At 71.9% G+C, this 25,892-nt stretch carries 23 protein-coding genes and 1 pseudogene; 11 read left to right on the top strand and 13 right to left on the bottom strand.

The window, feature by feature from the left end; translation table 11 throughout:
* On the top strand, nucleotides 1-324 hold a 324-nt coding region (locus BT364_RS34440; RefSeq protein WP_143166599.1), incomplete at its 5' end, for an RNA-guided endonuclease TnpB family protein.
* 152 nt (nucleotides 325-476) lie between these two features.
* Here BT364_RS34440 and BT364_RS34445 read toward each other — a convergent pair.
* Nucleotides 477-932, bottom strand: coding sequence for a MarR family winged helix-turn-helix transcriptional regulator (locus BT364_RS34445; protein ID WP_072489137.1), 456 nt, complete (start codon nucleotides 930-932; stop codon nucleotides 477-479).
* Nucleotides 933-1,090: 158 nt separating this feature from the next.
* On the opposite strand from BT364_RS34445, the gene BT364_RS34450 reads away from it, so the two are divergent.
* Nucleotides 1,091-2,533, top strand: coding sequence for an MFS transporter (locus BT364_RS34450; protein WP_072489138.1), 1,443 nt, complete (start codon nucleotides 1,091-1,093; stop codon nucleotides 2,531-2,533).
* A gap of 248 nt (nucleotides 2,534-2,781) precedes the next feature.
* On the opposite strand, the gene BT364_RS34455 is transcribed toward BT364_RS34450, so the two are convergent.
* Both BT364_RS34455 and BT364_RS34460 read right to left on the bottom strand, forming a co-directional pair.
* A complete protein-coding gene (locus tag BT364_RS34455) occupies nucleotides 2,782-3,489 on the bottom strand; it encodes a B3/B4 domain-containing protein (RefSeq protein ID WP_072489139.1) in 708 nt (235 codons plus the stop codon).
* Between the two features lie 87 nt (nucleotides 3,490-3,576).
* A complete protein-coding gene (locus tag BT364_RS34460) occupies nucleotides 3,577-4,413 on the bottom strand; it encodes a DMT family transporter (protein WP_072489140.1) in 837 nt (278 codons plus the stop codon).
* A 117-nt stretch (nucleotides 4,414-4,530) separates the two neighbouring features.
* Between BT364_RS34460 and BT364_RS34465 the strand changes: the two genes are divergently transcribed.
* Nucleotides 4,531-5,115: a helix-turn-helix domain-containing protein gene (locus BT364_RS34465; RefSeq protein WP_177328356.1), complete on the top strand. Its 585-nt coding sequence runs from the start codon at nucleotides 4,531-4,533 to the stop codon at nucleotides 5,113-5,115.
* Nucleotides 5,116-5,207: 92 nt separating this feature from the next.
* Here the strand turns inward: BT364_RS34465 and BT364_RS34470 are convergent, their stop codons facing one another.
* Genes BT364_RS34470 through BT364_RS34485 form a run of 4 tightly spaced genes read right to left on the bottom strand, consistent with a single transcriptional unit; the run spans nucleotide 5,208 to nucleotide 11,051 of the window.
* The gene (locus tag BT364_RS34470; RefSeq protein ID WP_072489142.1) at nucleotides 5,208-6,374 is read right to left on the bottom strand and encodes an acyl-CoA dehydrogenase family protein; all 1,167 of its coding nucleotides are present in this window, start codon (nucleotides 6,372-6,374) and stop codon (nucleotides 5,208-5,210) included.
* 30 nt (nucleotides 6,375-6,404) lie between these two features.
* Nucleotides 6,405-7,346 carry a hydroxymethylglutaryl-CoA lyase gene (locus BT364_RS34475; RefSeq protein WP_072489143.1) on the bottom strand — a complete coding sequence of 314 codons (942 nt, stop codon included), beginning with the start codon at nucleotides 7,344-7,346 and terminating at the stop codon, nucleotides 6,405-6,407.
* Nucleotides 7,343-9,436: an acetyl-CoA carboxylase biotin carboxylase subunit gene (locus tag BT364_RS34480; protein ID WP_177328357.1), complete on the bottom strand. Its 2,094-nt coding sequence runs from the start codon at nucleotides 9,434-9,436 to the stop codon at nucleotides 7,343-7,345. Before BT364_RS34480 ends, BT364_RS34475 begins: the two co-directional genes overlap by 4 nt.
* A gap of 7 nt (nucleotides 9,437-9,443) precedes the next feature.
* Nucleotides 9,444-11,051 (bottom strand): carboxyl transferase domain-containing protein, encoded by a 1,608-nt coding sequence (locus tag BT364_RS34485; RefSeq protein ID WP_072489144.1) that lies wholly within the window; start codon nucleotides 11,049-11,051, stop codon nucleotides 9,444-9,446.
* Nucleotides 11,052-11,237: 186 nt separating this feature from the next.
* Between BT364_RS34485 and BT364_RS34490 the strand changes: the two genes are divergently transcribed.
* The 5 genes from BT364_RS34490 to BT364_RS34510 all read left to right on the top strand — a co-directional run bounded on the left by BT364_RS34490 (nucleotide 11,238) and on the right by BT364_RS34510 (nucleotide 17,202).
* On the top strand, nucleotides 11,238-12,485 hold the full coding sequence (locus tag BT364_RS34490; protein WP_079179794.1) for a DUF418 domain-containing protein: 1,248 nt from the start codon (nucleotides 11,238-11,240) through the stop codon (nucleotides 12,483-12,485).
* A 23-nt stretch (nucleotides 12,486-12,508) separates the two neighbouring features.
* On the top strand, nucleotides 12,509-13,114 hold the full coding sequence (locus BT364_RS34495) for an SACE_7040 family transcriptional regulator (RefSeq protein WP_072489146.1): 606 nt from the start codon (nucleotides 12,509-12,511) through the stop codon (nucleotides 13,112-13,114).
* A gap of 178 nt (nucleotides 13,115-13,292) precedes the next feature.
* Nucleotides 13,293-14,762 carry a glycosyltransferase gene (locus BT364_RS34500; protein ID WP_072489147.1) on the top strand — a complete coding sequence of 490 codons (1,470 nt, stop codon included), beginning with the start codon at nucleotides 13,293-13,295 and terminating at the stop codon, nucleotides 14,760-14,762.
* 64 nt (nucleotides 14,763-14,826) lie between these two features.
* Nucleotides 14,827-16,341, top strand: a complete 1,515-nt coding sequence (locus BT364_RS34505; protein ID WP_072489176.1) for a DUF6056 family protein — start codon at nucleotides 14,827-14,829, stop codon at nucleotides 16,339-16,341.
* 75 nt (nucleotides 16,342-16,416) lie between these two features.
* Nucleotides 16,417-17,202: a phosphatase gene (locus tag BT364_RS34510; RefSeq protein WP_072489148.1), complete on the top strand. Its 786-nt coding sequence runs from the start codon at nucleotides 16,417-16,419 to the stop codon at nucleotides 17,200-17,202.
* Between the two features lie 51 nt (nucleotides 17,203-17,253).
* Here the strand turns inward: BT364_RS34510 and BT364_RS34515 are convergent, their stop codons facing one another.
* From BT364_RS34515 to BT364_RS34540, 6 genes are all read right to left on the bottom strand, one after another.
* Entirely contained in the window at nucleotides 17,254-18,267 is a 1,014-nt protein-coding gene (locus BT364_RS34515) for a cation diffusion facilitator family transporter (RefSeq protein WP_072489149.1), read from the bottom strand.
* A gap of 59 nt (nucleotides 18,268-18,326) precedes the next feature.
* The gene (locus tag BT364_RS34520) at nucleotides 18,327-19,202 is read right to left on the bottom strand and encodes an acyl-CoA thioesterase (RefSeq protein WP_072489150.1); all 876 of its coding nucleotides are present in this window, start codon (nucleotides 19,200-19,202) and stop codon (nucleotides 18,327-18,329) included.
* 19 nt (nucleotides 19,203-19,221) lie between these two features.
* Nucleotides 19,222-20,379 carry an acyl-CoA dehydrogenase family protein gene (locus BT364_RS34525; protein WP_072489151.1) on the bottom strand — a complete coding sequence of 386 codons (1,158 nt, stop codon included), beginning with the start codon at nucleotides 20,377-20,379 and terminating at the stop codon, nucleotides 19,222-19,224.
* A 191-nt stretch (nucleotides 20,380-20,570) separates the two neighbouring features.
* On the bottom strand, nucleotides 20,571-20,960 hold the full coding sequence (locus BT364_RS34530) for a peptidase inhibitor family I36 protein (protein WP_072489152.1): 390 nt from the start codon (nucleotides 20,958-20,960) through the stop codon (nucleotides 20,571-20,573).
* Between the two features lie 284 nt (nucleotides 20,961-21,244).
* Nucleotides 21,245-21,514 (bottom strand): hypothetical protein, encoded by a 270-nt coding sequence (locus BT364_RS34535; RefSeq protein WP_371268682.1) that lies wholly within the window; start codon nucleotides 21,512-21,514, stop codon nucleotides 21,245-21,247.
* A gap of 120 nt (nucleotides 21,515-21,634) precedes the next feature.
* On the bottom strand, nucleotides 21,635-23,110 hold the full coding sequence (locus BT364_RS34540; RefSeq protein WP_371268683.1) for a PucR family transcriptional regulator ligand-binding domain-containing protein: 1,476 nt from the start codon (nucleotides 23,108-23,110) through the stop codon (nucleotides 21,635-21,637).
* Between the two features lie 147 nt (nucleotides 23,111-23,257).
* Here BT364_RS34540 and speB point away from each other — a divergent pair, with 147 nt between their 5' ends.
* From speB to BT364_RS34555, 3 genes and pseudogenes are all read left to right on the top strand, one after another.
* Nucleotides 23,258-24,226 carry an agmatinase gene (gene speB / locus BT364_RS34545; protein WP_072489154.1) on the top strand — a complete coding sequence of 323 codons (969 nt, stop codon included), beginning with the start codon at nucleotides 23,258-23,260 and terminating at the stop codon, nucleotides 24,224-24,226.
* Nucleotides 24,223-24,512: pseudogene (locus tag BT364_RS34550) on the top strand (thiamine pyrophosphate-binding protein); the annotation flags it as partial. The gene speB and the pseudogene BT364_RS34550, both read left to right, overlap by 4 nt.
* A gap of 339 nt (nucleotides 24,513-24,851) precedes the next feature.
* Nucleotides 24,852-25,823 (top strand): serine hydrolase, encoded by a 972-nt coding sequence (locus BT364_RS34555; protein WP_072489155.1) that lies wholly within the window; start codon nucleotides 24,852-24,854, stop codon nucleotides 25,821-25,823.
* Nucleotides 25,824-25,892 lie beyond the last annotated feature (69 nt).

Below are 25,892 nucleotides of genomic sequence, written 5' to 3' on the forward strand. Positions count from 1 at the left end.
TCGGACGCGAGCTGGAGCGAGTTCCGCTCCATGCTGGAGTACAAGGCCGCCTGGTACGGGCGCGAGGTGATCGCCGTCGACCGGTGGTTCCCCTCGTCCAAGCTGTGCTCCGCCTGCGGCACCCTCGTCGGGAAGATGCCGCTGAACGTCCGTACCTGGACGTGCGACTGCGGAACGACCCACGACCGGGACGTGAACGCAGCGAAGAACCTTCTGGCCGCCGGGCTGGCGGTAACAGTCTGTGGAGCTGGTGTAAGACCCCAACGGAGTTCTCCGGGCGGGCAGTCGGCGACGAAGCAGAAACCCCCACGGCGCGAGCCGTAGGAATCCCCCTCGTTCGCGAGGGGGAGGAAGTCAAGGACGGACTCTGCCGTGCGGTGCGGCGGGCTGTCGAACGGATTCCCCGGTCGGCCGCACCGCGTACCCCGATGCGCCGCGGTCATGCGAGTCGGGCACGGACCCTGTGCCGCGAACGGTCAGGGGCGCGGCCAGGGGCGGCCGCCCAGGCGCTCGATGTCGGTGTTGAAGCGCCTCAGGTAGGCGGCGAACCCGGAAATGTCCTCGTCCGACCAGTTGGCCATGACCCGCTCCAGGGAGCGGACGAGGCCCTCGCGTTCCGCGTCGAGCATGCGGGCGCCCTCGTCGGTGATCCGGAACTTGCGGGCCATGCCGCCTTCGGGGTCCGGGATGCGTTCCACGAGTCCGGCGCGCATGGCCGCCGCGGTCTGCCGGTTGAGGGTGGAGGCGTCGAGCCCGAAGGCGTCGCTGAGCTCACCGATCGACATCGGCCCCTGGATGCGGACGCGGCTGAGCAGGATGTAGGCGCTGTGGTCCATCAGGCCGTCCTTGCGACGGCCGCCCTTGTTCTGCAGGAGGCCGTGGCGGCTGAGGAGCATCTGCTCGTACTCGACCTCGTGGGTGGGCCTGGTCATGCGCCTGCCGCCTCCTGCTGTCTCCGGGAGTCCCGGCGTGTTTCCGAATGTCGGCTTCCATTCTCCCATAAGCCTATGCAAGGTGCATGTAGTGTGCTCGATGCATGAAATGTGTACGATGCATAATCTTCTTCCGATACACACCCGAGGAGTCCCGGATGGGTGCCCCCCAGCCATCAACCCGCACCGGCGGCGTCGTCGCCACGCTGGCCATCGCCGGTGTCACGGCGGCGATCATGCAGACCCTGGTCACCCCGCTCATCGCGGAGCTGCCGCAGATCCTGAGCACCACCCCCTCGAACGCGGCGTGGGTGATCACCGTCACTCTGCTGGTGTCCGCCGTCTGTGTGCCGGTCTCCGGACGTCTGGGCGACATGGTCGGCAAGCGCCGGATGCTTCTCGTGTGCTCCGTGCCGCTGATGGTCGGCTCGGTGGTGTGCGCGCTCTCCTCGTCCGTCGTCCCCATGATCGTCGGCCGCGGTCTGCAGGGCATGGGGATGGGTGTGCTGCCGCTCGGCATCGCCCTGCTGCGTGACGTGGTCCCGGCGGAGAAGCTCAGCTCCTCCATCGCGCTGGTCAGTGCCTCCATGGGCATCGGCGGCGCGCTCGGTCTGCCGATCGCCGCGGCGGTCGCCCAGTACACGAACTGGCGGGTGCTGTTCTGGGGCTCGGCCGGCCTCGCCACCGTGGTCGCGGTGCTGATCTGGTTCCTGATCCCCGACGTGCCGGCCGGAGCCAAGGGCCAGCGGTTCGACGTGCTCGGTGCGCTCGGTCTCGGGGCGGGCCTGGTCTGCCTGCTGCTCGCGGTCTCCAAGGGCGCCGACTGGGGCTGGGGCTCGGCGACCACGCTCGGCCTGTTCGCCGCCGCCGCCGTGGTGCTGCTCGCCTGGGGCCTGTGGGAGCTGCGTACCCGGGACCCGCTGGTGGACCTGCGCACCACCGCGCGTCCCCGGGTACTGATGACCAACCTCGCCTCCGTCTTCGTCGGCTTCGGCATGTACGCCAGCATGCTGATCGCGCCGCAGCTTCTTCAGCTCCCCTCCGCCACCGGCTACGGCCTGGGCCAGTCGATGCTCGCGGCGGGCCTGTGGCTGGCGCCCGGCGGGATCATGATGATGATCGTCTCCCCGCTCGGCGGAAAGCTCATCGACGCCCGGGGTCCGAAGTTCACCCTGGTCTGCGGCATCCTGGTCATCGCGGTCGGCTACGGCCTGGCGCTGGTGCTCATGGGCTCCGCGTGGGGCCTGATGGTGGTCGGCATGGTGACCAGCAGCGGTGTCGGCCTGGCGTACGGTGCGATGCCCGCACTGATCATGGGCTCGGTCCCGCTGTCCGAGACCGCCGCCGCCAACGGCTTCAACACGCTCATGCGCTCCCTCGGCACGTCGATCGGCGCCGCGGTGATCGGCGTGGTCCTCTCGCAGATGACCGTCACCATGGGCGGCTACACCCTCACCTCCGAGAACGGCTTCCGTACCGGACTCCTGGTCGGCTGCGGCGTCGCCCTGGTCGCGGCGGTGATCGCCGCCGCCATCCCGGCCGCGCGCCGTGTCGAGTCCGGCGCCGACGCCGCTCAGGAACAGGCCACGGTCAAGGCCTGACCTGCGGCTCGCACGACGCCGTCCCGTACCCGTGCCTGCGGGGAACGGGCGGATCCCCGGCCCGGGTGCCATGCGGGCCGACGGCGTCGCGGGCAGCCCGGCCCCGTCAACCGGCATGGCCCTGCCGCTGGTTGACGGGGCCGGTCCGGTTCGTCATGCCGGCTCCTCGGCCTCACCGGCCCCGACCGCTGGGAGGACCCGCACTGGCCCGGCCACCGCTACTGACGCACCGGCCCCGCCCGGGGGACTCAGACGGTGACCCGGGGCTGTGCCGGGCCGAGGTGGTGCACCGCGGTCTGTTCGGCGTGCGGGGCGAGCAGACCCTGCAACTCCCCGGCCGCGGCGGTGAGGTGATGGCCGTCGCGGGCGGCGTGGAGGGTTTCGAGGACGAAGGCGACGCGGGTGGAGTCCTCGGTGACGCGGGTGCGGTGGGCGTCGCGGTGGTTCCAGTGGCGGGTCAGGACGTCGGTGGTGTCCGCGTAGATGATCTCGCCGGGCTTCGGGTTCTCGGTGGTGTCCGGTTCGCCGAGCGGGGTGAAGGACTCGGTGCCGTCCGCCCGGCGGATGACGACCTCGCCGGTGACCCGGTCCAGGTCGAAGGCCCCGGCGGGCAGGCCGTGCCGGACGGAGACGGCGTTGTAGGAGTCGACGGCCGGGTTGATGCGCGGCAGGGCGCCCTTCTTGGCGAGGCGGCGGCCGAGCGCGTCGACGCTGGGGCGGATGCGGCGCGGGTTGGTGCCGAAGGAGCGGTAGGCGGTGTGCCAGGCCTCGATCCGGGGGTCGGTCTCGTCGGCGGGCTGCCAGCTTCCGTCGGCGAGCCGCTGCTCCAGGTCCGTCAGGGCGGTGGCGGTGTCGGGCCAGGGCTCGTGGCCGCGCAGGCCGGTGGCGGTGACCAGGGCGATGAGGGTGTCGGGGAAGGCGTCGGCGACGGCGGCGGTGAGGTGGAAGGCGGGCATGGCGGTTTCCTTGGTGCGGTGCGGTGCGGTGCGGTGCGGTGCGGTGCGGTGCGGTGCAATGCGATGCGATGCGGTGGTGGGCCCGGGTCAGGTCAGGGCGAGGAGGCCGACGGCGACGGCGGCGGTGCCCAGGCCGACGAGCTGGCCGCGGTGGATGCGTTCGGCGAGTACGCCCCGGGCGAGCAGGACCGTGCCCGCGGGGTAGAGGGCGGTGATCACGGCGACGACGGTGAGGTCCCCGCTGCGAACGGCGAGCAGGAACATCAGGTTCGCCAGGGAGTCCAGCACGCCCGCGGTCGCCGACATCGCGTACGCGGGCCGCTCGGAGCCCAGCCTGCGGCGCAGCAGCCCCGCCGCGGCCAGGGTGATGGCCGAGGAGACCGCCCGGCCCACGATCAGCGGGGCCACACCGCTGTCGGACGGCGCCTGGTGCAGGAAGACCAGCTGGAGCGCGATGGCGGCGCCCGCGCCGAAGGCCAGCAGCAGCGCGGTACGGGAGGGGCGTGCCACCCCGGCGCCGTGTCCGGCGCTGACCAGCACCACCGCCGCCAGCGCGAGCGGCAGGCCCACCAGCCCGGCGGCGCCCAGGTGCTCGCCCTGCATCAGCCCCACCCCGACCGGCAACGCGGCGGAGACCAGCGCGGTGACGGGCGAGAGCACGTTCATGGGGCCGATCGCCAGGGTCCGGTAGAGCATGGCGAACGCGGCGGCCGAGGCGACCCCCGACGCGGCACCCCAGCCGAGGGCGCCGGCACTGAACGAGGCGCCGAGGAGCGGCCACAGCAGCAGCTCGACCGCGAGGCTGGCCGGCGCCGCGATCATCACGGTGCGCAGCACGTGTGCCTTGCGGGCGCCGAGGCCGCCGAGGAAGTCGGCGCACCCGTAGGCGAGTGAGCTGCCCAGGGCGAGCAGCAGAGCGAGCACAGCACATCCCTTACTATTCAATGGAACGACCGCACCGTACAACGGACCGACCGGGTCATGTCAACCAAACGACCGTACGGTGCATTGAAGTGTTCCACTTGCAAGGATGGTGATCAGGTGGCCGAGACGGCCGCAGCCCTGCGGACGGTTGCGCACAATGTCCGGGCGGCCCGCACCCGCGCCGGCCTGTCGCTGGAGGAGCTCAGCCGGCGCGCCCAGGTGAGCAAGGGCGCTCTGGTGGGACTGGAGAAGGCCCAGGGCAACCCCAATCTGGCCACCCTGGTCCGGCTGGCCGACACCCTCGGCATCTCGGTCTCCGCCCTGATGCAGGGACCGCCCGAGGGCCGGGTCCGTGTCGTGGCCGCCGACGCCGTGGCGCCGCTGTGGACCGGAGCGAAGGGCAGCGAGGCCCGGCTCGTACTGACGACCTCCGGCCCGGCCCCCGTCGAGCTCTGGCGCTGGCAGCTGCAACCGGGCGAGGAGTACCCCAGCCACCCCCACCAGGCCGGGGTCGTGGAGACCGTCAGCGTCACCTCCGGCCGGATGGCCCTGGTCGTCGACGGCACCGAGCATCCCCTCGAAGCCGGCCAGACCGCCACGTTCGACGGCGACACCCCGCACGCCTACCGCGGCGCGGGCACCGAAGCCTGCACCCTGATCATGACGGTCCACCTGCCGGCCGGTCCCGCTCCCACGGGCTGACCGGCCGGACGGATCGCCGGGCGGTTCCGGGCCGACCGGCCGTCCGCCCGCCCGCCCGTCCGGCCGTCCGCCCGGCCCGTGCCGTCATCCGGTCAGGCCGGGAGGCCCAGTTCGCGGGCGATCAGCATGCGCTGGACCTCGCTCGTGCCCTCGCCGATCTCCAGGATCTTGGAGTCGCGCCACATCCTGGCGACCGGGTACTCGTTCATGAAGCCGTAGCCGCCGTGGATCTGGGTCGCGTCGCGGGCGTTGTCCACCGCGACCGTCGACGAGTACAGCTTCGCGATCGCCGCCTCCTTCTTGAACGGTTCGCCCGCCACCATGCGCGAGGCCGCGTCGCGCCAGCCGACGCGGGCCATGTGGGCGCGCGTCTCCATGTCCGCGATCTTGAACTGGATGGCCTGGTTGGCGCCGATCGGACGGCCGAACGCGTGGCGCTCGGCGGCGTACTTCACCGACTCGTCGACGCAGCCCTGCGCCAGGCCCGTGGACAGGGCGGAGATGGCGATCCGGCCCTCGTCCAGGATGCGCAGGAACTGGGCGTAGCCGCGGCCCTCCTCGCCCAGCAGGTTCTCCAGCGGGACGCGGACGTCGGTGAAGGACAGCTCGCGGGTGTCCGAGGCGTTCCAGCCGACCTTGGAGTACGGGGCGGCGACGGTGAAACCGGGGGTGCCGGACGGCACGATGATCGAGGAGATGCGCGGGGCGCCGTTCTCCTTGCGGCCGGTCACCGCCGTCACCGTGACCAACTCCGTGATGTCCGTACCGGAGTTGGTGATGAAGCACTTGGAGCCGTTGATCACCCACTCGCCGGTGGCCTCGTCGCGCACCGCCGTCGTCCGGGTGCCGCCCGCGTCCGATCCGCCGTCCGGCTCGGTCAGGCCGAACGCGCCGAGCGCCTCGCCGGAGCAGAGCTTCGGCAGCCACCGCTGCTTCTGCTCCTCGGTGCCGAAGCGGTAGACGGGCATGGCGCCGAGCGAGACCCCGGCCTCCAGCGTGATCGCCACGGAGGAGTCGACCCGGGCCAGCTCCTCCAGCGCGATCCCGAGGGCGAGATAGTCGCCGCCCATGCCGCCGTACTCCTCCGGGAACGGCAGCCCGAACAGGCCCATCCGCCCCATCTCCCGCACGATCTCGTACGGGAACTCGTGCCGTTCGTAGAAGTCGCCGATCTTCGGCGCGACGACATCGTGCGCGAACTCCTCGACGGTGCGCCGCAGTTCCTCGTGTTCGGCGGTCAGCCGGTGGTCCAGGGACATGGCAGGGGTCACTCCTTGTGGGACGGGTGTCTATCGCACCGAGAGCGCGCGGACGGTACGGGACGGGCTGGGTCGGCCCAGTTGATCGGCGAGCCACACGCTGGTGGCGGTGAGCGCGTCGAGATCGACCCCGGTTTCGATGCCGAGGCCCTGGAGCATCCACACGAGGTCCTCGGTGGCGAGGTTTCCGGTCGCGCTCTTCGCGTACGGGCAGCCGCCGAGGCCGCCCGCGGAGGCGTCCACCGTGGTCACCCCGTGCTGGAGCGCGGCGAGGGTGTTGGAGAGGGCCTGGCCGTACGTGTCGTGGAAGTGCACGCCGATGGTGTCGGTGGGCACGCCCTCCTCGTTCAGCTCGGCGAGCAGGGTCTGCACATGGCCGGGCGTGGCGACGCCGATGGTGTCGCCGAGGGAGAGCTCGTCGCAGCCGAGGTCCATCAGGGCCTTGGCCACCCGCACGACCTGGTGGACGGGGACGGGCCCCTCCCACGGGTCGCCGAAGCACATCGACAGATAGCCGCGGACATGCACCTTGTCGGCCTTGGCGCGGGCCACGACCGGCTCGAACATGGCGAGCGACTCGTCGACGGTGCGGTTGAGATTGCGGGCGGCGAACGTCTCGGTCGCGGAACCGAACACGGCGATCCGGCGGGCACCGAGCGCCAGCGCCCGGTCCAGGCCGCGTTCGTTCGGTACGAGGACCGGCAGGGCGACGCCGTCGATGTCGGCGAGGCGGGGGAACAGGTCCTCGGCGTCGGCCAGTTGGGGCACCCACTTGGGGTGTACGAAGCTGGTCGCCTCGACGGTGGTCAGGCCCGAGGCGGCCAGCCGGTGGATGAACTCCGCCTTCACCCCGGTCGGTACGACGGTCTTCTCGTTCTGCAGCCCGTCGCGGGCACCGACCTCGTGGATGCGGACCCGGGCGGGCAGATCCTGGGCCGGCACGGTCATGGGCAGGGTGCGGGACGTCGTCATGCTTCCTCCCCGGGAGCCTCGACGGGGGCCACCACGGCCAGGATCTGGTCCATGGCGACCGTGGCACCGGCGCCGACGTCCAGTTCGGTCACGGTCCCGGCGTGCGGGGCGGAGATGACGTGCTCCATCTTCATCGCCTCCACCACCAGCAGGCTCTGCCCGGCCACGACCTCGTCCCCGACCGCCACCTTCACCACGGTGACCGTCCCGGGCATGGGCGCGGCGAGCGTGTCCGCCCCGGAACGGCCCGCGCCGGCGAGGGACGCCGCCACCGGGTCGTGATCCTGTACGTGCCAGCTGTCGCCGTCCCGGCCCAGCCACACGCCGTCCGGGGAGGGGGCGTGGGTGAACGCGTGGGTGACACCGGCGAGTTCGAGGGAGAGACGGGGGCCGGAGACCTCGACCAGCCTGGCCGTCTCCCTGCCGCCCGGCAGCGGGGCCAGCGGACCGCACGCCCCCGTCACGGGCTCCGGCGGCTGCGCGCCCTCCCCGACATGGCCGAACGCCAGCTCCGTGCCGGCCGGGCAGGAGCGCAGCGAGACCTGCACCGGGTCGTGGCCCGGCAGCCGGAAGTCGAGCACCGTGCGGGCCGGGGTGCCGCCGAGCCGCCAGCCGCTCGCCACCGAGAACGGGTCGACCCAGCCGGAGGCGTCGGCGAGGGAGGCAGCGGGGGCCGTGGACCGCCGCAGCAGCGCCGCCGCCGCGTACACCTCCTCGGGCACGCCCTCCGGTACCAGGCCGGCCGCCTCGCGCTCCACCAGACCGGTGTCCAGATCACCCGCCACCACCGCCGGGTGGGCGAGCAGCCGGCGCAGGAAACCGGCGTTGGTCGGGACGCCGAGGATCACCGTGTCCGCGAGCGCCGCCCGCAGCCGGCGCAGGGCCGTGGCGCGGTCGGGGCCGTACGCGATGACCTTCGACAGCATCGGGTCGTACAGGCTGCCGACCTCGCCGCCCTCGCCGAGCCCGGAGTCCGTCCGCACCCCGTTGCCCTGTGGCTCGTGCAGTGCGAGGACCGTGCCGCCCGAGGGCAGGAAGCCGCGTGCCGGGTCCTCCGCGCAGATCCGGGCCTCGATCGCATGGCCGGTGAGCGTGATGTCCCGCTGCTCGTACGGGAGCCGCTCGCCCGCCGCGACCCTGAGCTGCCACTCCACCAGGTCCAGGCCGGTGATCAGCTCGGTGACCGGGTGCTCGACCTGGAGGCGGGTGTTCATCTCCATGAAGAAGTACGAGGCGGGGTCGTTGCCCGGGACGATGAACTCCACCGTGCCCGCGCCCACATAGCCGCAGGAGCGGGCTGCCTGGACGGCCGCCTCGCCCATCGCCGCCCGGGTCTCCTCGTCGAGCAGGACCGAGGGCGCCTCCTCGATGATCTTCTGGTGGCGGCGCTGGAGCGAGCACTCGCGCTCGCCGAGGTGGACCACGTTGCCATGGGTGTCCGCCAGCACCTGGATCTCGATGTGCCGGGGGCGGTCGATCCACCGCTCCACCAGCAGGGTGTCGTCGCCGAACGAGGACCGCGCCTCACGCCGGGCGGCCGCGATCTCGTCCCCGAGCAGCGCCTCGTCGCGCACCAGCCGCATGCCCTTGCCGCCGCCGCCCGCCGAGGGCTTCAGCAGCACCGGCATCCCGATCTCGCGGGCAGCGTCGACCAGCCGGTCGTCGGTGAGCCCGCTCCCCGAGGAGCCGGGCACCACCGGAACCCCGGCCGCCGCGACCGTCTCCTTGGCCCGGATCTTGTCGCCCATCAGGGTGATGGCGGAGGCGGGCGGGCCGATGAAGACCAGCCCCGCCTCGGCGCACGCCCGCGCGAAGCCCGCGTTCTCGGCGAGGAACCCGTATCCCGGGTGGACCGCCTGCGCGCCGGTGCGGCGGGCCGCGTCCAGCAGCGCGGGCACGCTCAGATAGCTCATGGCGGCCGGGGCGGGCCCGATCCGTACCGCCGTGTCGGCCTCCCGGACGTGCCGGGCGTCCGCGTCCGCGTCGCTGAAGACGGCGACCGAGCGGACGCCCAGCTCCCGCAGCGTGCGGATGACACGTACCGCGATCTCGCCGCGGTTGGCGACCAGAACCGTGTCGAACATCGTCATCTGTTCCTCACATCCGGAAGACGCCGAAGCCGGGCTCACCCAGCGGGGCATTGGCACACGCGGTCAGGGCGAGTCCCAGCACCTGCCGGGTCTCCAGCGGGTCGATCACCCCGTCGTCCCAGAGCCGGGCCGTGGCGTAGTACGCGTTGCCCTGCGTCTCGTACTGCTCGCGGATCGGGGCCTTGAAGGCCTCCTCGTCCGCCGCGCTCCAGTCGTCGCCGAGCTGGTCGCGCTTGACCGTCGCGAGGACGGACGCGGCCTGCTCGCCGCCCATGACGGAGATCTTCGCGTTGGGCCACATCCACAGGAAGCGGGGGGAGTAGGCCCGGCCGCACATGGAGTAGTTGCCCGCGCCGTACGAACCGCCGACCACCACGGTCAGCTTCGGGACACGGGTGCAGGCGACCGCCGTCACCATCTTGGCGCCGTGCTTGGCGATGCCGCCGGCCTCGTAGTCCCGGCCCACCATGAAGCCGGAGATGTTCTGCAGGAAGACCAGTGGGATGCCGCGCTGGTCGCACAGCTCGATGAAGTGGGCGCCCTTCTGGGCCGACTCGGAGAACAGGATGCCGTTGTTGGCGACGATGCCGACCGGGTGGCCGTGGATGTGGGCGAAGCCGGTGATCAGAGTCGTCCCGTACTCGGCCTTGAACTCGGCGAACCGCGAGCCGTCGACGACCCGGGCGATCACCTCCCGTACGTCGTACGGGGTGCGGGAGTCGACCGGGACGGCGCCGTACAGACCCGCGGGATCGACCTTCGGCTCGTCGACCGGGCGCACGGACCACGGCAGCGCGCCCCGGTCCGGCAGGGTGGCCACGATGTTCCGCACGATCCGCAGCGCGTGCGCGTCGTCCTCGGCGAGATGGTCGGTCACCCCCGACGTACGGGAGTGCACCTCGCCGCCGCCCAGCTCCTCGGCCGTCACGACCTCGCCGGTCGCGGCCTTCACCAGCGGCGGGCCGCCCAGGAAGATCGTGCCCTGGTTGCGGACGATCACGGCCTCGTCGCTCATCGCGGGGACGTACGCCCCGCCCGCCGTGCACGAGCCCAGCACCGCCGCGATCTGCGGAATGCCGGCGCCCGACATCCGGGCCTGGTTGTAGAAGATCCGCCCGAAGTGCTCCCGGTCGGGGAAGACCTCGTCCTGCATCGGCAGGAACGCACCGCCCGAGTCGACGAGATAGAGGCAGGGGAGACGATTCTCCAGCGCCACTTCCTGGGCGCGGAGGTGCTTCTTCACCGTCATCGGGTAGTACGTGCCGCCCTTGACGGTCGCGTCATTGGCGACGATCACGCACTCCCGGCCGCTGACCCGGCCGATCCCGGCGATCACCCCGGCCGCCGGGGCGGCGCCCCCGTACAGCCCCTCGGCCGCCAGCGGGGCCAGCTCCAGGAACGGGGAACCCGGATCGAGCAGGGTGTCCACCCGGTCCCTGGGCAGCAGCTTGCCGCGCGCCACATGCCGGGCGCGGGCCCTCTCACCCCCGCCGAGCCTGGCCGTGGCGAGCCGCTCACGCAGCTCGTCGGCGAGCGCGTGATGCGCCGCCTCGTTGGCCTTCCAGGCCTCGGAGGCGGGATCGGCCGCGCTCGCCAGCACCGGTGCCTGCTGCATCGTGTCGAGCCCCCTTGCCCGTACCGCAGTAGTTAGTGACCGTTAACGTCCGACTTCAGGTTAACGAGCGCTAACAGCCTTGTCCAGGGCGGAATGCCGGGGCGGAATAATGGCCCGCGCCGCTCCCTGACCCGGGGCGGCGACGGTCGCGGACCGACGATGGCCTTCGGGGTGGGGGAAAAGCGGATGACGCAGCAGTCGCAGTCGCAGTCGCAGTCGCAGACGGTGCGGGGCGTGGGCGCGGGGGAGGGAGCGGCCGTTGGAGTGACCGGGAGGCCGCGCGTCCTCGAAGTGGACGCCCTGCGCGGGTTCGCGCTCGCCGGGATCCTGGTCGTGAATCTCCTGACGACCGCCGGACCTCCCGGCGCCAGGGGCGGGCTCGCGGCCGTGCACGCGGCGGACGGGGCGGTGGAATGGCTGGTCGTTCTCCTCGCGCAGTCGAAGTTCTACCTGCTCTTCTCGTTCCTCTTCGGATACAGCTTCACCCTCCAGATGGACTCGGCCGAGCGCGCCGGCGCGCGCTTCGTGCCCCGGATGTCGCGGCGGCTGGCCGGACTGTTCGTCCTCGGAATCGCGCACGCGGTGCTGCTGTACACCGGCGACATCCTCATGATCTACGCCCTGCTCGGACTGGTCCTGCTGGCCGCCCGGAACGCCGGACCCGCCAAGGTCCGGCGGGCGGCGCTGTGGGTGTTCGGCGTCGCGGGCGGGTTCCTGCTGCTGATCGGGCTGGGCGCGGCCCTGCTCGACCCGGGCGACCTGGGCGAGTCCGCCACCGTGAAGGCCGAGCTGACCGCCGCGTACCGGGGCGGCTTCACCGAGGTCGTCGGCGCCAACATCCGGGCACTGCCCGAGATCCTGGCGGCCGTTCCGCTGATGGGCGGATTCGTGGTCGCCGCCTTCCTCGTGGGGTTCGTGGCCGGACGGCGGCAGTGGCTCGGGGCGCCCGCGCTCGCCGACCGGGCGCGGCTGCGCCGCATCTGCCTGACGGGTCTCGCCATCGGGGTCCCCGGGGCGGTCTTCTCCGCCGCGGCGCTCATGGGGCCGCTGCCGGAACGCTGGACGCTGCTGGGCCTGGCGGTCGGTATGGTGGCGGCCCCGGCGCTCTCGGCCGCGTACGCCACCGGGCTGCTGCTGTGGTTCGCCACACCGGGTGGCGCCGCGACGGCCCGGGTCCTCGCGCCCGCCGGGCGGATGGCGCTGACCAACTACCTGACCCAGTCCCTGGTCATGGCCCTCGTCTTCTCCGGGTACGGGCTCGGGCTGTACGGCCGTACGGGTGCCGCGGCGGCGGTCGGCGGGGGGATCGCGCTGTACGCCTGCCAGCTCGCCCTGAGCGGGTGGCTGATGCGCCGGTACCGGCTCGGGCCGGTGGAGTGGCTGCTGCGCACGGTGACGCTGTGGGCGCGACCCACATCAGTTAACGTTCGCTAACCCGACTGTCTAGAATCGAATCCATGACCACGAGGACGGACGCCCCCACCCGCCGCGAGCAGATCCTCAAGGAGGCCGCCCGCCTCTTTGCCGAGCGCGGCTTCCACGGCGTCGGTGTCGACGAGATAGGTGCCGCCGTCGGCATCAGTGGCCCCGGGCTCTACCGCCACTTCCCCGGCAAGGACGCGATGCTCGCCGAGTTGCTGGTCGGGATCAGCGAGCGGCTGCTGGCGGGCGGGCAGCTGCGCGTCTCGGAGGACGCCGCCTGCGCCGACGGCTCCCCGCAGGCGCTGCTCGACGCGCTCATCGAGGGGCACATCGACTTCGCCCTCGACGACCGTCCCCTGATCACCCTCCACGACCGCGAGCTGGACCGGCTCCGGGACGCCGACCGCAAGCGGGTCCGCCAGCTTCAGCGGCAGTACGTCGAGGTGTGGGTGGAGGTGGTCCGCGAGATGTACCCGGAGCTGCCAGAGCACGAGGCCCGCGCCGCCGTCCACGCCGTCTTCGGTCTGCTGAACTCGACCCCGCACCTGGGCCGGCCCGGTGCGCAGCCGGACCGCGCGGGCACGGCGGCACTGCTGCACCGGCTGGCGCGCGGGGCCTTCGAGGCGGCGGCCCGCGCGTAGGCCGTGGCGTATGCGTGAATTCCTCCCGCGCTTCGAATATATGAATTGATGCGCAAGGGGAGGAGAGGTGTCCAAATTCTCCCCCATTTCTCCGCCGCGGCTCCGTACGTCGGAGTGTCGCGGTGATCCACAGGCATATGGTTTGAGTCGTCTCGCCCACGCCTGATGGGGAATTTAAATGAAAACATGTCAGGTTTCGATCATTGTCCCCTGTTTCAATGAGGACGAGGTCGTCGAGGTATTCCACCGTGCGTTGATCTCCGCCCTCGAACCGACTCGGCGGACCTTCGAGATCTGTTATGTCGACGACGGCAGCAGCGACCGGACCAGGCTTCGGATCGGTTCGCTCGCCACTGCGGACCGACGGGTCCGCTACACCTCCTTCAGCCGCAATTTCGGCAAGGAGGCCGCCATGCTCGCGGGACTGCGCATGTCCCGCGGTGACGCCGTCGTCCTCATGGACGCCGACCTCCAGCACCCGCCCGAACTGCTGCCCCGCATGCTGGAGCTGCGGCAGCGCGGCTACGACCAGGTCGTCGCGCGGCGCGACCGCACAGGAGAAGGCGCCCTTCGTACCTTTCTCAGCGCCCTCTGCTACCGGGCCATGGGCCGGTGCATGGACGTCGAAGTCGTCGACGGCGAGGGCGACTTCAGGCTGCTGTCGCGCACCGCCGTGGACGCCGTGCTCGCGCTGCCCGAGACCAACCGGTTCTCCAAGGGGATCTTCTCCTGGATCGGCTTCGACACCGTCGGCTTCACCTACCGGAACACCCGGCGCGCGGCGGGACGTTCGAAGTGGGGCGGCAGACGCCTGCTCAACTACGGGATCGACGGGCTGATCTCCTTCAACAGCCGTCCGCTGCGCCTGGCCATCCACATGGGTCTCGTGCTCGCGCTGGCGGCACTGGGATACGCCCTGTGGATCATCGCCGACGTCGTGCTCCACGGTGTCGTCGTACCCGGCTACACCACCCTGCTGACCGCCGTCGTGGCGCTCGGCGGAATCCAGCTCGCCACGCTCGGCGTCATCGGCGAATACGTGGGACGGATCTACTCGGAGTCGAAGCGCCGCCCGCACTACGTGGTGCGGGAAACGGACGAATCTCCGCACGTCCTCCCGGTCGATATTCCGGCAGAGGCGCGTTCGGGGCCGTCCGCCCCCGGGGGCGGGAGACCATCGGCGGGGCGCACCGGGGCGACCGCGCTCGGGGCATCGAGGGGGCGCACCGTACGCCAGTTCATCGAATTCGGGTTGATCGGGATCATCAATACGGCGGTATATCTGGCGGTATACGCCTCGCTGAATTCCTGGATTCCCTATCTGGCCGCGCACGTCATCGGATACGCGGTCAGCGTCGTGGGATCATTCCTGCTCAACTCCTGCATCACCTGCCGCACGGAGCCGACCTGGCACGCCTTCGTCCGGTATCCCCTGTCGAGCGTCGTCAATCTCGTACTCACCGGAATTCTGCTCTACCTCGGCGTGAGCAGGCTGGGCATGGACAAGAACATCGCCGCCGTGGCCGCGGGGATCCTCGCCGCCCCCTTCTCGTTCCTGCTCGCCCGCTGGGCCATCGACTCCGGTGCCGCCCTCGCCCGGCAGGGCGGCGGCCCGGCCGGGAGCAGTACCGGACACACCGCACCGTGAACCCACACCGCCTGAACTTCTTGGGGCGCAAGACGTGAGCAACGTACGAAGGGCACCAATGCACATGACCACGGACACGTCGGAATTCGCCGGCACACAGGCGGAGGGCGAGGAATCCCCCGGGCCGGAACCCGGTCCGGGCCCCGCGCGGCGGTGGGCGACGATCGGGACGTCGGGCCTTGCCCTGCTGCCGCTCGCCCTGCTCGGCGCGGCCTTCTGGATCGGCCGGCTGGTCCGCCCGGGAGGGGACGACTGGTGCTTCCTCCCGGTCGTACGGGACGAGGGCGCCTCCGGGATGATCGGGAAGTTCTTCCTCGACGACAACGGACGCATCGCCAACGCGCTGCTCGTCATCGCGTACGGATTCTTCGGCGTCCCGGGCCAACAATGGTTCGCCCTGGTCAGCGGAGTGCTCATGCTGGGCATCCTCTGGGCGCTGATCGCCTCGGCGCTCAAGAGGGCCGGACTGACCGCGCCACGCGGGCTGGCGCTGCTGGTGGGCGCGACGGCGGCGGCGCTCTTCTTCCTCGCGACGCCCAACCCGTACAAGGCGTTCTACTGGCCCGCCTCCTCCGTCTCGCACACCGTCGCACCGGTGCTGGCCTGCGCCGCCGTGATCCCGCTGCTGCGCGCACGGACGCGGCGGGGACGCGACTTCGCGCTGGGCGTCGCGTACCTGGCGGGGATCTTCATCGGCACCCTGTCGGAGGAGACGGCGATCGTCGCGTTCGTCGTGCTCGCCACCGTCCTGCTGATGAGCCGGTGGGCCCTTCCCGGGGCCGGCCGGACCCGTACGCGCGTCTGGTGCGTGGTCGCCTTCGCCGGGGTCGCCGTCGGGACGGCCATCCTGTACATGTCGCCCGGCGCACGCACCCGGCGTGAACGGTTCGGCGCCGACAGCGCCTCCATGTTCGGCCCGGAGGCACTGACCACGGCGCTGCGGGCGTTCGGACACGTCCTGGGGACGGTCTTCACGACCTGGCAGTACCTGGGAGCGGTCGCCGTCGGCGTGCTGCTGGGCCTGCTGGTGCGCGGAGGCGAGCGGGGAACGGACGTGCCGGACGGGTCCCTGTGCCGCAGGCCCCTCCTCCTGGTTCTCGTCGGATTCCTCGCCTTCCTGGTCTCCGGCTACCTCTGCGTCGTCGTCGCCTACCCCGCCTTCGGGACGAGCGTGGTGACCGCGTCGCGCATCTGGGGCGACTTCCTCCTGTTGTACGTGCTGCTCCTGGTCGGCGCCGGCGCCCTGCTGGGGCGGTGGCTGCGGGCCCGCCGGTGGGGGATCCGTACGGCGACGGCGGGCGTCGCCGCCGCCATGTGCGCCGCGACCTGCGTCGGCCTCGCCGTCCCGCTGTTCCGGCTGGAACGGCAGATGGAGGTGCGTGCCCAGCGCTGGGACCGGCAGGACCGCGCGCTGCGGGAGGGGGCGGCGCGCGGCGCCCGGGTGCTCCCGTACACGCCGGTGCCGGTCAGCGGGATGCTGGAGCCCTTCGGCAACCACGGCCGGCGGGCGTGGCCGGCGAAGTGCGTCGCCCAGTACTACCACCTGGAGAAGATCACGCACTCGACCCGGCTGCCCTGAGCGGCGGCCGGGTTCGGTCCGCCCGTCGTGCAGGACACCCGGCACACTGCGCACACCTGACGGCACAATGGGTTCATGCCGATACCCAGCCGTGCCGCCCTCGTCGAACACCTCGTCCGTACGCGTATAGCCGGAGACGTCGCCACACCGCGCGACAACAACCTCTCCCACTACCGCAAGCTCGCCAACGGCGACCGCCACTACTGGCTGGGGCTGGAGCTCGGGGACCGGTGGCGCGACGAGCAGGACGTGCTGGCGGTGATGGCCGAGCGCTGCGGGGTCAGCGACGACCCGGAGCACCGGTTCGGCCAGGACACCATCGACCCGGAGCTGACGGTCGACGCGCTGGAGCGGATGGCGGCGCGGCTGCGGAAGGCCGTGGCGGGGTCGCAGCGGGTGCTGTTCGCGACCGGGCACCCGGGCGGGCTCCTCGACGTGCACCGGCAGACCGCGGCCGCGCTGCGGGCCGCGGGATGCGAGATCGTGACGATTCCCTCGGGGCTGATCGCCGACGAGGGCATGGTGTTCCAGTTCGCGGACGTCGCGGTGCAGGAGCGCGGCGCGACGCTCTGGCACACGCACTCGCCCGCCCCGATGGCCGCGATCCTGGACGGCCTGGAGCGCGAGGGCCGCCCGCTGCCGGACCTGGTGGTCGCCGACCACGGCTGGGCGGGGTGCGCGGCGCAGCGCGGGCTGGACGCGGTGGGGTACGCGGACTGCAACGACCCGGCGCTCTTCCTCGGCGAGGCGGAGGGGACGCTCCAGGTCGCCGTCCCGCTGGACGACCATGTGCTGGACCCGCGGTTCTACGACCCGATGACGGAGTATCTGCTGGACGCGGCGGGGCTGACGCAGAGCTGACCCGGGGCCGGTCCGGGCCGACGCGGAGCTGCCGTCGGCCGTTCGGCCCGGTCAGACCGGACCGGTACCGCCGCCGGTGCCGGGCCCGCCCGGCCCGCGCAGCCGCTGCCTCAGGCCCGGGGTCGGGTCCAGGTACACCCGGCGGACCGACGGATAGCGCTCGCGCAGCTGCTCCTCGGCCTCCTCGCACGCCCACTCGATCTGGTCGGCGGTCGAGGCGTCCCGGAAGTCGACCTTCGCGGCGATCAGGATCTCGGCCGGGCCCTGGACGAGCGTGGTGAGTTCCAGTACGTCGATGATGTGCGGGACGGAGAGCAGTTCCTCGCGGATGCCGGCCCGCATCGTCTTCGGCACCGGGCGGCCGATCAGCAGCTGCGCGTTGGACCGGCCCAGCACCCAGGCGACGTACACCAGCAGCAGACCGATCAGGATCGACGCGATGCCGTCCCAGACCCCGGAACCGGTCAGCCGGCCGCCGAGCAGTCCGCCCGCGGCGAGCAGCAGACCCGCCAGCGCCGCCGAGTCCTCCATCACCACGGCCTTGACCGCGGTGTCGGGGGTGTGGCGGAAGTAGTGCCCGACGGGCGCCCGCAGCCGCGCGGCCTCGCCGCGGACCTGGCGGAGCCCGGTGCGCAGCGAGTAGCCCTCCAGCAGGAAGGCCACCGCGAGCACGATGTACGAGACCAGCGGATCGCCGAGTTCCTCGCCTGCCGCGAGGGTGTGGATGCCGTCGTACACGGAGAAGACCGCGCCGCCGACGAACGTGGCCACGGAGGCGAGCAGCGCCCAGATGTAGCGCTCGGGGCCGTAGCCCAGCGGGTGTTCCTCGTCCGCGGGCTTCCCGCTGCGCCTCAGCGCGGTCAGCAGCATCAGTTCGGTGACCGTGTCGGCGACCGAGTGCGCTGCCTCGGAGAGCATCGCGCTCGACCCGCTGATCAGTCCGGCGACCGCCTTCGCCACGGCGATGCCGAGATTGGCGGCCGCCGCGACGACGACCGTGAACGCGGACTCCCCACCGCCGGACTTCGCGTCGCCCACGGTCTCGTCCACGGTCTTGTCGCTCATGGTGGGGAGTATGTCCGAACCGGCGGCCGGCGGCCGGCGGCCCGCCGGCGCGGGGCGCGTCAGTCCCGGGGGACGCGGACCACGCCCTCCTGGATGACGGTGATCGCCAGCCGGCCGTCCTGGGTGTGGATCCGGGCCTGGCCGAGCCCGCGCCCGCCGGAGGCGGACGGCGACTCCTGGTCGTACAGCAGCCATTCGTCGGCCCGGAACGGCCGGTGGAACCACATCGCGTGGTCCAGGCTCGCGCCGACCACGTCGCCGACCGCCCAGCCACCGCGCCCATGGGCCAGGAGCACCGAGTCGAGCAGCGTCATGTCGGAGACGTACGTCGCCATGCAGACATGGAGCAGCGGATCGTCCGCGAGCTTGCCGTTGGTGCGGAACCACACCTGGGAGCGGGGCTCGCGCGGTTCGCCGACGCTGCCGAAGGGCGGGGCGTCCACATACCGCAGGTCGACCGCGGCCCGCGCCTCGATCAGCCGGTCCACGACGCCCGGTCCGCTGAAGCGGTCCGCGTACCGGGGCAGCATCTGCGCCGCCGTGGGCAGCGTCTCCGGGTCCGGGGCGGGCGGCATGGCCGCCTGGTGCTCCAGGCCCTCCTCGTACGTCTGGAACGAGGCCGAGAGATGGAAGATCGGCTGGCCGTGCTGGACGGCGACGACCCGGCGGGTGGTGAAGGAGCGGCCGTCGCGGATGCGGTCGACGCTGTAGACGATCGGCGCGCCCGGGTCGCCCATCCGCAGGAAGTAGGAGTGCAGGGAGTGGGCGGCCCGGTCGGCGGGGACGGTGCGGCCCGCGGCGACCAGGGCCTGGGCCGCGACCTGGCCGCCGAAGACCCGGGGCACTACCGCCGAACGGCTCGTACCCCGGAAGATGTCCCGCTCGATCTGCTCCAGGTCGAGCAGATCGAGCAGGGAGTCGAGTGCTGCGCTCATGGAACGAACGTAGCCGCTCTCACAGGCCCATGGACTTGGCGATGATCGACTTCATGACCTCGCTGGTGCCGCCGTAGATGCGGTTGACCCGGTTGTCCGCGTACAGGCGGGCGATCGGGTACTCGTTCATGTAGCCGTAGCCGCCGTGCAGTTGGAGGCAGCGGTCGATGACGCGGTGCGCGACCTCGGTGCAGAACAGCTTCGCGGAGGCGGCCTCGGCGGCGGTCAGCTCACCGGCGTCGTGGGCCTCGATGGCGCGGTCGCAGACGGCCTCGGCGGCGTCGACCTCGGCCTGGCAGGCGGCCAGCTCGAACTTGGTGTTCTGGAAGGACGCGACGGTCTTGCCGAAGACGGTGCGATCGGAGACGTACTGCTGGGCGAACCGGACGGCGGCCTTGGCTTGGGCGTACGCGCCGACGGCGATGCCGAGGCGCTCCTGAGGCAGGTTCTGGCCGAGGTAGGAGAAGCCCTTGTTCTCCTCGCCGAGGAGGTCCTCGACCGGCACCTTGACGTCCACGAAGGCCAGCTCGGCGGTGTCGGAGGTGCGCAGGCCCAGCTTGTCGAGCTTGCGGCCGACCGAGTAGCCCTCGGCCTTGGTGTCGACGACGAGCAGCGAGATGCCGTGCCGGCGGTCGTCGGCCCTGGGCGCGTCGGTGCGGGCGCAGACGATGACCCGGTCGGCGTGGACGCCGCCGGTGATGAACGTCTTGGCGCCGTTGAGGATGTAGTGGGTGCCGTCCTCGGAGAGCTTGGCGGTGGTCTTCATGCCGGCCAGGTCGGAACCGGTGCCCGGCTCGGTCATGGCGATGGCGTACATCGTCTTGCCGGTGACGAAGTCCGGCAGCCAGCGCTTCTTCTGCTCCTCGGTGGCGTACGCCTTGATGTACGGCAGGCAGAGCAGCACATGCACGCCGGAGCCGCCGAAGTTGACGGCCGCGCGGGCGCACTCCTCGGAGATGATCGCCTCGAACTTGAAGGACTCGATCCCGGCGCCGCCGAACTCCTCCGGCACCTCGATGCCGAATATGCCCAGCTCGGCGAGCTTGTAGTAGAAGTCGCGAGGCACCTGGCCGGCCGCGAACCACTCGTCGTAGACGGGGGCGACCTCGGCCTCGATGAAGGCGCGGATGGTCTCCCGGAACGCCTCGTGGTCCTCGTTGAATACCGTACGGCGCACGGGGGTGCCTCCTTGGTCAGCTTCGGGCGAGCTTCGGCCAGCCTGGCTAAGCGCTTGCTCAGATACGTTTAGAAGTTACCCGGGGGTCACCGAGACTGTCCAGGGTGATGCGCAGCACGCCCGCGCGGACACGGAGGAGCCCTCCCCGGCCGGGTGGGCCGGGGAGGGCTCCTCCGTGTGGTCCTTGTCGCCTACTGGGGCTTGAAGGAGCGGATCTGGTAGTTCCCCTGGAGGTTGCCGCCCTGTCCGGCGGGGGTGGAGCCGACCCGGGAGTTGTAGTTGGTCTGGGTGTAGTACTGCACCTTGTGCCCGGTCGCGTTCCATACGGAGCGGACGTTCTGGCCGCGCTGGATGAAGGAGCAGTCGTCGGCGGTATTCGCCCGCCGCTCGTCGGACCACTGGCAGCGGGTGCCACCTCCGTTCCAGTCGCTGTAGATACAGAAATAGCCGGGGCTGCAGTTGTAGGAAGCCCTGGCGCTCCCGACGGCGGCGTTCTCCGCCGCCGCGACCGCGACGGGTCCGGCGCCGAGTCCCAGGGCCAAGGCGATCGAGGTGATGGTGAGCGCGCTGATGCGATGCATGACGAAACCCCTTCTCCTGACGGTGATCAGGGTTCCGTGCCCTGATCAACAGCAGCGTGGCACGGCTGCGACCTGCGCAGACAGGCGGAAACGGGGGCGCTCGAAGCCCGCTTCGAAGATCGCGGCACTCCTGTGCGCACCGGCGCGAACCCCCACCCGGCACGAGCGGCGGCGGGCGCCCCGTGTCCTCCCTGCTCGAAGGCGCCCCGGGCGCGCTCAGCGCCCTGCTCACCGCCACCCACGACACCTCGCGCGACTGGCTGCACTGCCTCGGCCTGCGGTAGCTAGGAGCGGGTGGCGGTCGCGCAGCTGTTGCCCGTGGCCGTCGTGCCGTTGCTCGTGTCGATCGGCTTGCTGCGGTCGTACGGATCGACCTGGTGGGCCTCGTCGGCGGGCTGCTCGTCGGCCGTGCCGAAGGGTGGCACGAAGTAGCCGGTCGGGGCGGAGCAGCCGCCGTTGGTCATGTCGAGCGCGTACGAGACGAGGGACATCGTGCCCGGTTCGGTGATGACCTCGGCCGGGTCGTCCCAGCTCATCACCACCTGGCGCCGCACGATCGTACGGACGACCTCGGCGTCCCGCCCGCCGTCGCCGCGATGTCCGCCGGCACGGGCGTGGGCGTGACATTTGACGACAGAACCTGGCTGAGGGCTCCGCTCCGTGCCGGGCGCCGTTCACCGCTGCCGCAGCGCGAACCACAGCTCCGTCCGTACGTCCATGTCGTCCAGGTCCGCGTCCAGCAGGGCCGCGCAGCGGGCGATGCGCTGGCGGACCGTGTTGCGGTGGATCCGCAGGGCCGTGGCCGTGCGGTCCCAGCTGCCGTGCAGGCTCAGCCAGCAGCGCAGGGTCTCGGTCAGCGGCTCGGTGAGCGGGGCGAGCAGGGCGCGGGCGTGCGCCTCGGCGCGGTCGGCGGGGACCAGGGCGGCCAGACCGGCCGCGGCGTCGGTGAGGTGGTGGGTCAGCGGGGTGCGGGTGGCGACGGCGCGGCCCAGGGCGCGGGAGGCCTGACCGTCGGCGAGGTCGAGGGCGGTGATGGGGGCGGGGGCGGACGTGCCGAGGGTCCAGCCCGGCTGCGGGGTGATCCGGTCGGCGCCGGGGATCAGTACCCGTACGGCGTCGCCGCCCCGGCCCGCGTCGACCAGGGCCGAACCGAGGGCGGCGCCCAGCGCCCCGGTGGTCAGCGGATCGACCGGGCCGTCGCCGCTGCGGCGCGCGTGCACCACCGTCCACAGCTCGGCGTCGCCGAGCAGCGGCGCGACGTCCTGCGGGTCCGCGCCCAGCAGCATCCGCACCAGGGCGGCGGACCGGCCGGCGGCGTCGGCACCCTGGTGCGGGGCGGCCAGCAGGGAGAGCAGGACGACCGCGACCCCGGCGATGGTGTGGTCGCCGGCCACGCGCCGGTCCGTCGCCAGCGCCAGGACGAGCCCCTGCCCGCCGCCCAGCGCGTACGCGGACAGATGGCTGTCCCGCAGCGCGTCGGTGGCGGACGTCGGGCCGGGGCGGGCCCCGGCGGCGACCACCCGGGTGAGCCTGGCCAGCGCCGCCGCGACGTCGGGGGCGGGGCGGCGGCCCGAGGCGTGCAGCTCCTCGCCGTCGGCGGCGAGCAGCGCCGCCCGGCCCTCCAGCTGAGCCGCCAGCTGGTGCAGCACCGCCGGGACCGGGTCCGGCCGGGCCGCCGCCGTGGCCAGGGCCTGCTGGGCGCGGGTCACCCGGCGCAGCTCCCGGTGCCGGGCCTCGGCCATCAGCCGCCACACCGCACGGGCGATCGCCGTGAACGGGGTCTCGGGCGGCACCTCCAGCAGCGGCAGGCCATGCCGGTCGCACGCCTCGATCAGCTCCCGCGGCACCGTGTCGAACACCGGCGTCACCCCGAAACCGAGCGCCGCCGCCCCCGCCTCCACCAGCCGGGCCACGAACGTGTCCGGGTCCGTCAGCTGCACCCCGGCGCTCAGCAGCAGCTCACCGCCGAGCAGATACGGGTACGGGTCGGCCATCTCCGAGGTGTGCACCCACAGCAGATCCGCCTCGGCCGGACCCGCGATCCGGCGCAGCCCGAGCTCCTCGTGGGCGAGCAGTTCGCCGAGCGGGATCGGGGGAGTGGGCGGCGGGGTCGGCCCGCCCGCGGCTTCCGGCATGGACGATCCATCCATCAGAGACTTCGATAATGGATGAAACGTACTCTTCAGCGCCGCCTGTGGGCCACCTACCGTCTTCACCACGTACGACGTGCGCGCACGTGACACACAGCGCGCACCGCCCCGGCGCCACCACGCATCGCAACAAGAAGGGCACTTCACATGAGCAGCAACGAAACGCCGCGCGGTCCCGTCGACTCCTCCCGCGTCCCGCGGTACGCCGGACCCGCGACCTTCGCCCGGCTGCCCCGCCTCGACGAGGTCCCCGCGGCCGATGTCGCCGTCGTCGGCGTGCCCTTCGACACCGGTGTCTCCTATCGCCCCGGCGCCCGCTTCGGCGGCAACGCGATCCGCGAGGCCTCGCGCCTGCTGCGCCCGTACAACCCGGCGCAGGACGCCTCGCCGTTCGCACTCGCACAGGTCGCCGACGCCGGTGACATCGCCGCGAACCCGTTCGACATCAACGAGGCCGTCGAGACGATCGAGGCCGCCGCCGACGACCTCCTCGCCACCGGCGCCCGCCTGATGACGCTCGGCGGCGACCACACCATCGCGCTGCCGCTGCTGCGCTCCGTCGCCAAGAAGCACGGCCCGGTCGCCCTGCTCCACTTCGACGCGCACCTCGACACCTGGGACACCTACTTCGGCGCCGAGTACACCCACGGCACCCCGTTCCGCCGCGCCGTCGAGGAGGGCATCCTCGACACCTCCGCGCTCTCCCACGTCGGCACCCGCGGCCCGCTCTACGGCAAGCAGGACCTGGACGACGACGCGAAGATGGGCTTCGGCATCGTCACCTCCGCCGACGTCATGCGGCGCGGCGTCGACGAGGTCGCCGACCAGCTGCGCCAGCGCATCGGCGACCGGCCGCTCTACATCTCCATCGACATCGACGTCCTGGACCCGGCCCACGCCCCCGGCACCGGAACCCCCGAGGCCGGCGGTCTGACCTCCCGCGAGCTCCTCGAAATCGTCCGCGGCCTGTCCTCCTGCAACCTCGTCTCCGCCGACCTGGTCGAGGTCGCCCCCGCGTACGACCACGCCGAGATCACCTCCGTCGCCGCCTCCCACACGGCGTACGAGCTGACGACGATCATGTCCCGCCAGATCGCAGGGGCCCGTACGAAGTGAGCCACGACCACCACGACGAGCGGCCGCGGCTCACCCCGAGCAGATCGCGGCCGCTCTGAACCCCCCGGCCGGGCGCAACGGCGGCGACCTCGTCGTCGAGACCCTCCAGGGCCTCGGCGCGACCACCGTCTTCGGCCTGCCCGGCCAGCACGCGCTCGGCATGTTCGACGCGCTGCGCCGCTCCTCGCTGACCTGCATCGGCCCGCGCGTCGAGAACAACGCGGGTTTCGCCGCCGACGCGTACGGCCGCATCACCGGCGAGGTCGCCCCGCTGCTGCTCTCCACCGCCCGAGTCCTTCGGCGTCCCGGCGGTCCGCACCACCCCCGAGACGCTCACCGCCGACCTGACGAAGTCCTTCGCCCGGCCGGGCCCTTCGGTGGTCGTGCTCCCGGCCCTGCTGAGGATGTTCGAGCCCACGCATCTGTAGCCGGCCGGCTCCACGGACAACCGGAACCCGCGCCCCCGCCCGGCAGTCCGTCTGCGCAGCGTCGGCAGCGTCCCCGGCGTCACAGCCCCGTCACATGACCCGTGCCTCGTACAACTTTTCGTACGCCAGGGAGTCATTCCTTTCGGGCGTGCAGGGGGCGCGCCCGTACAGATGACTCAGGGGACGGGGAAAGCCTCATGTCTGGATCCCACGTATCGCGCCGTGCGCGCGGCGCGCTGTCCGTCGCGCTCGCCGCGGGCGTGCTCGCACCGGTGGCGCTCGGCGCCGCGCCCGCCGCCGCGGCGGCGACGCCGACGGTGAGCTGCACGTCCGGGAAGGCGGGGCTCGCCGCCAAGCTGTCGAAGGACATCACCGCCGCGCTCAAGGGCCGGAAGTCGACGACGGCCGTGGCGCTCTACGACCGCAGGACCAAGACCAACTGCTCCCTGCGGGCGACCAGCACGTACGACTCCGCCAGCGTCGTGAAGGCGACCGTGCTGGCGACGCTGCTCTGGGACAACAAGAAGCACAACCGCTATCTCACCCAGCGCGAGATCAACCTCGCCACCGCCATGATCACCAAGTCCGACAACAACGCGACCACCAGCCTGTGGAAGCAGCTCGGAGTGACCAAGGTCAAGGCGTTCCTCAAGGCGGCCGGGATGACGCACACGGTGCCCGGCTCCGGTGGCTACTGGGGGCTGACCCGGATCACCGCCCAGGACGAGCTGCGGCTGCTGACGCTGCTGACCGCCAAGAACTCCGTGCTGAGCGACAACTCGCGCTCCTACGAGCTGGGCCTGATGCGCAAGGTCGTCTCCTCGCAGCGCTGGGGCACGCCCGCCGGAGCCCCGTCCGGGGTGACCGTCCAGGTCAAGAACGGCTGGCTGCCGCGCGCCACCCACGGCTGGCGGGTGCACAGCATCGGCGCCTTCACCGGCACGGGGCACGACTACGGGATCACCGTGCTCACGCAGGACAACAAGACGATGAACGACGGCATCAACACCATTCAGGCCGTCGCCCGCGCCGTGCACAAGGACCTCAACCCGGCCGTCGCCGCGAAGACGACCTCCACCATCGCCCCGCCCGCCGCCCCGCAGGAAGCGGTGCCCGCGGTACCGGAAGCCCCGGCGGTACGGATGCTCACCGCGACGCCGCGTTCGTAGCCGGGCAGCGGACGGCGTACGCAGGCCGTAGGCAGGACGTCGCACCGGCCTACGACCAGGGTCCCGTCT

Source organism: Streptomyces atratus, from assembly GCF_900119365.1.
GTDB classification, from domain to species: Bacteria; Actinomycetota; Actinomycetes; order Streptomycetales; family Streptomycetaceae; genus Streptomyces; species Streptomyces atratus_B.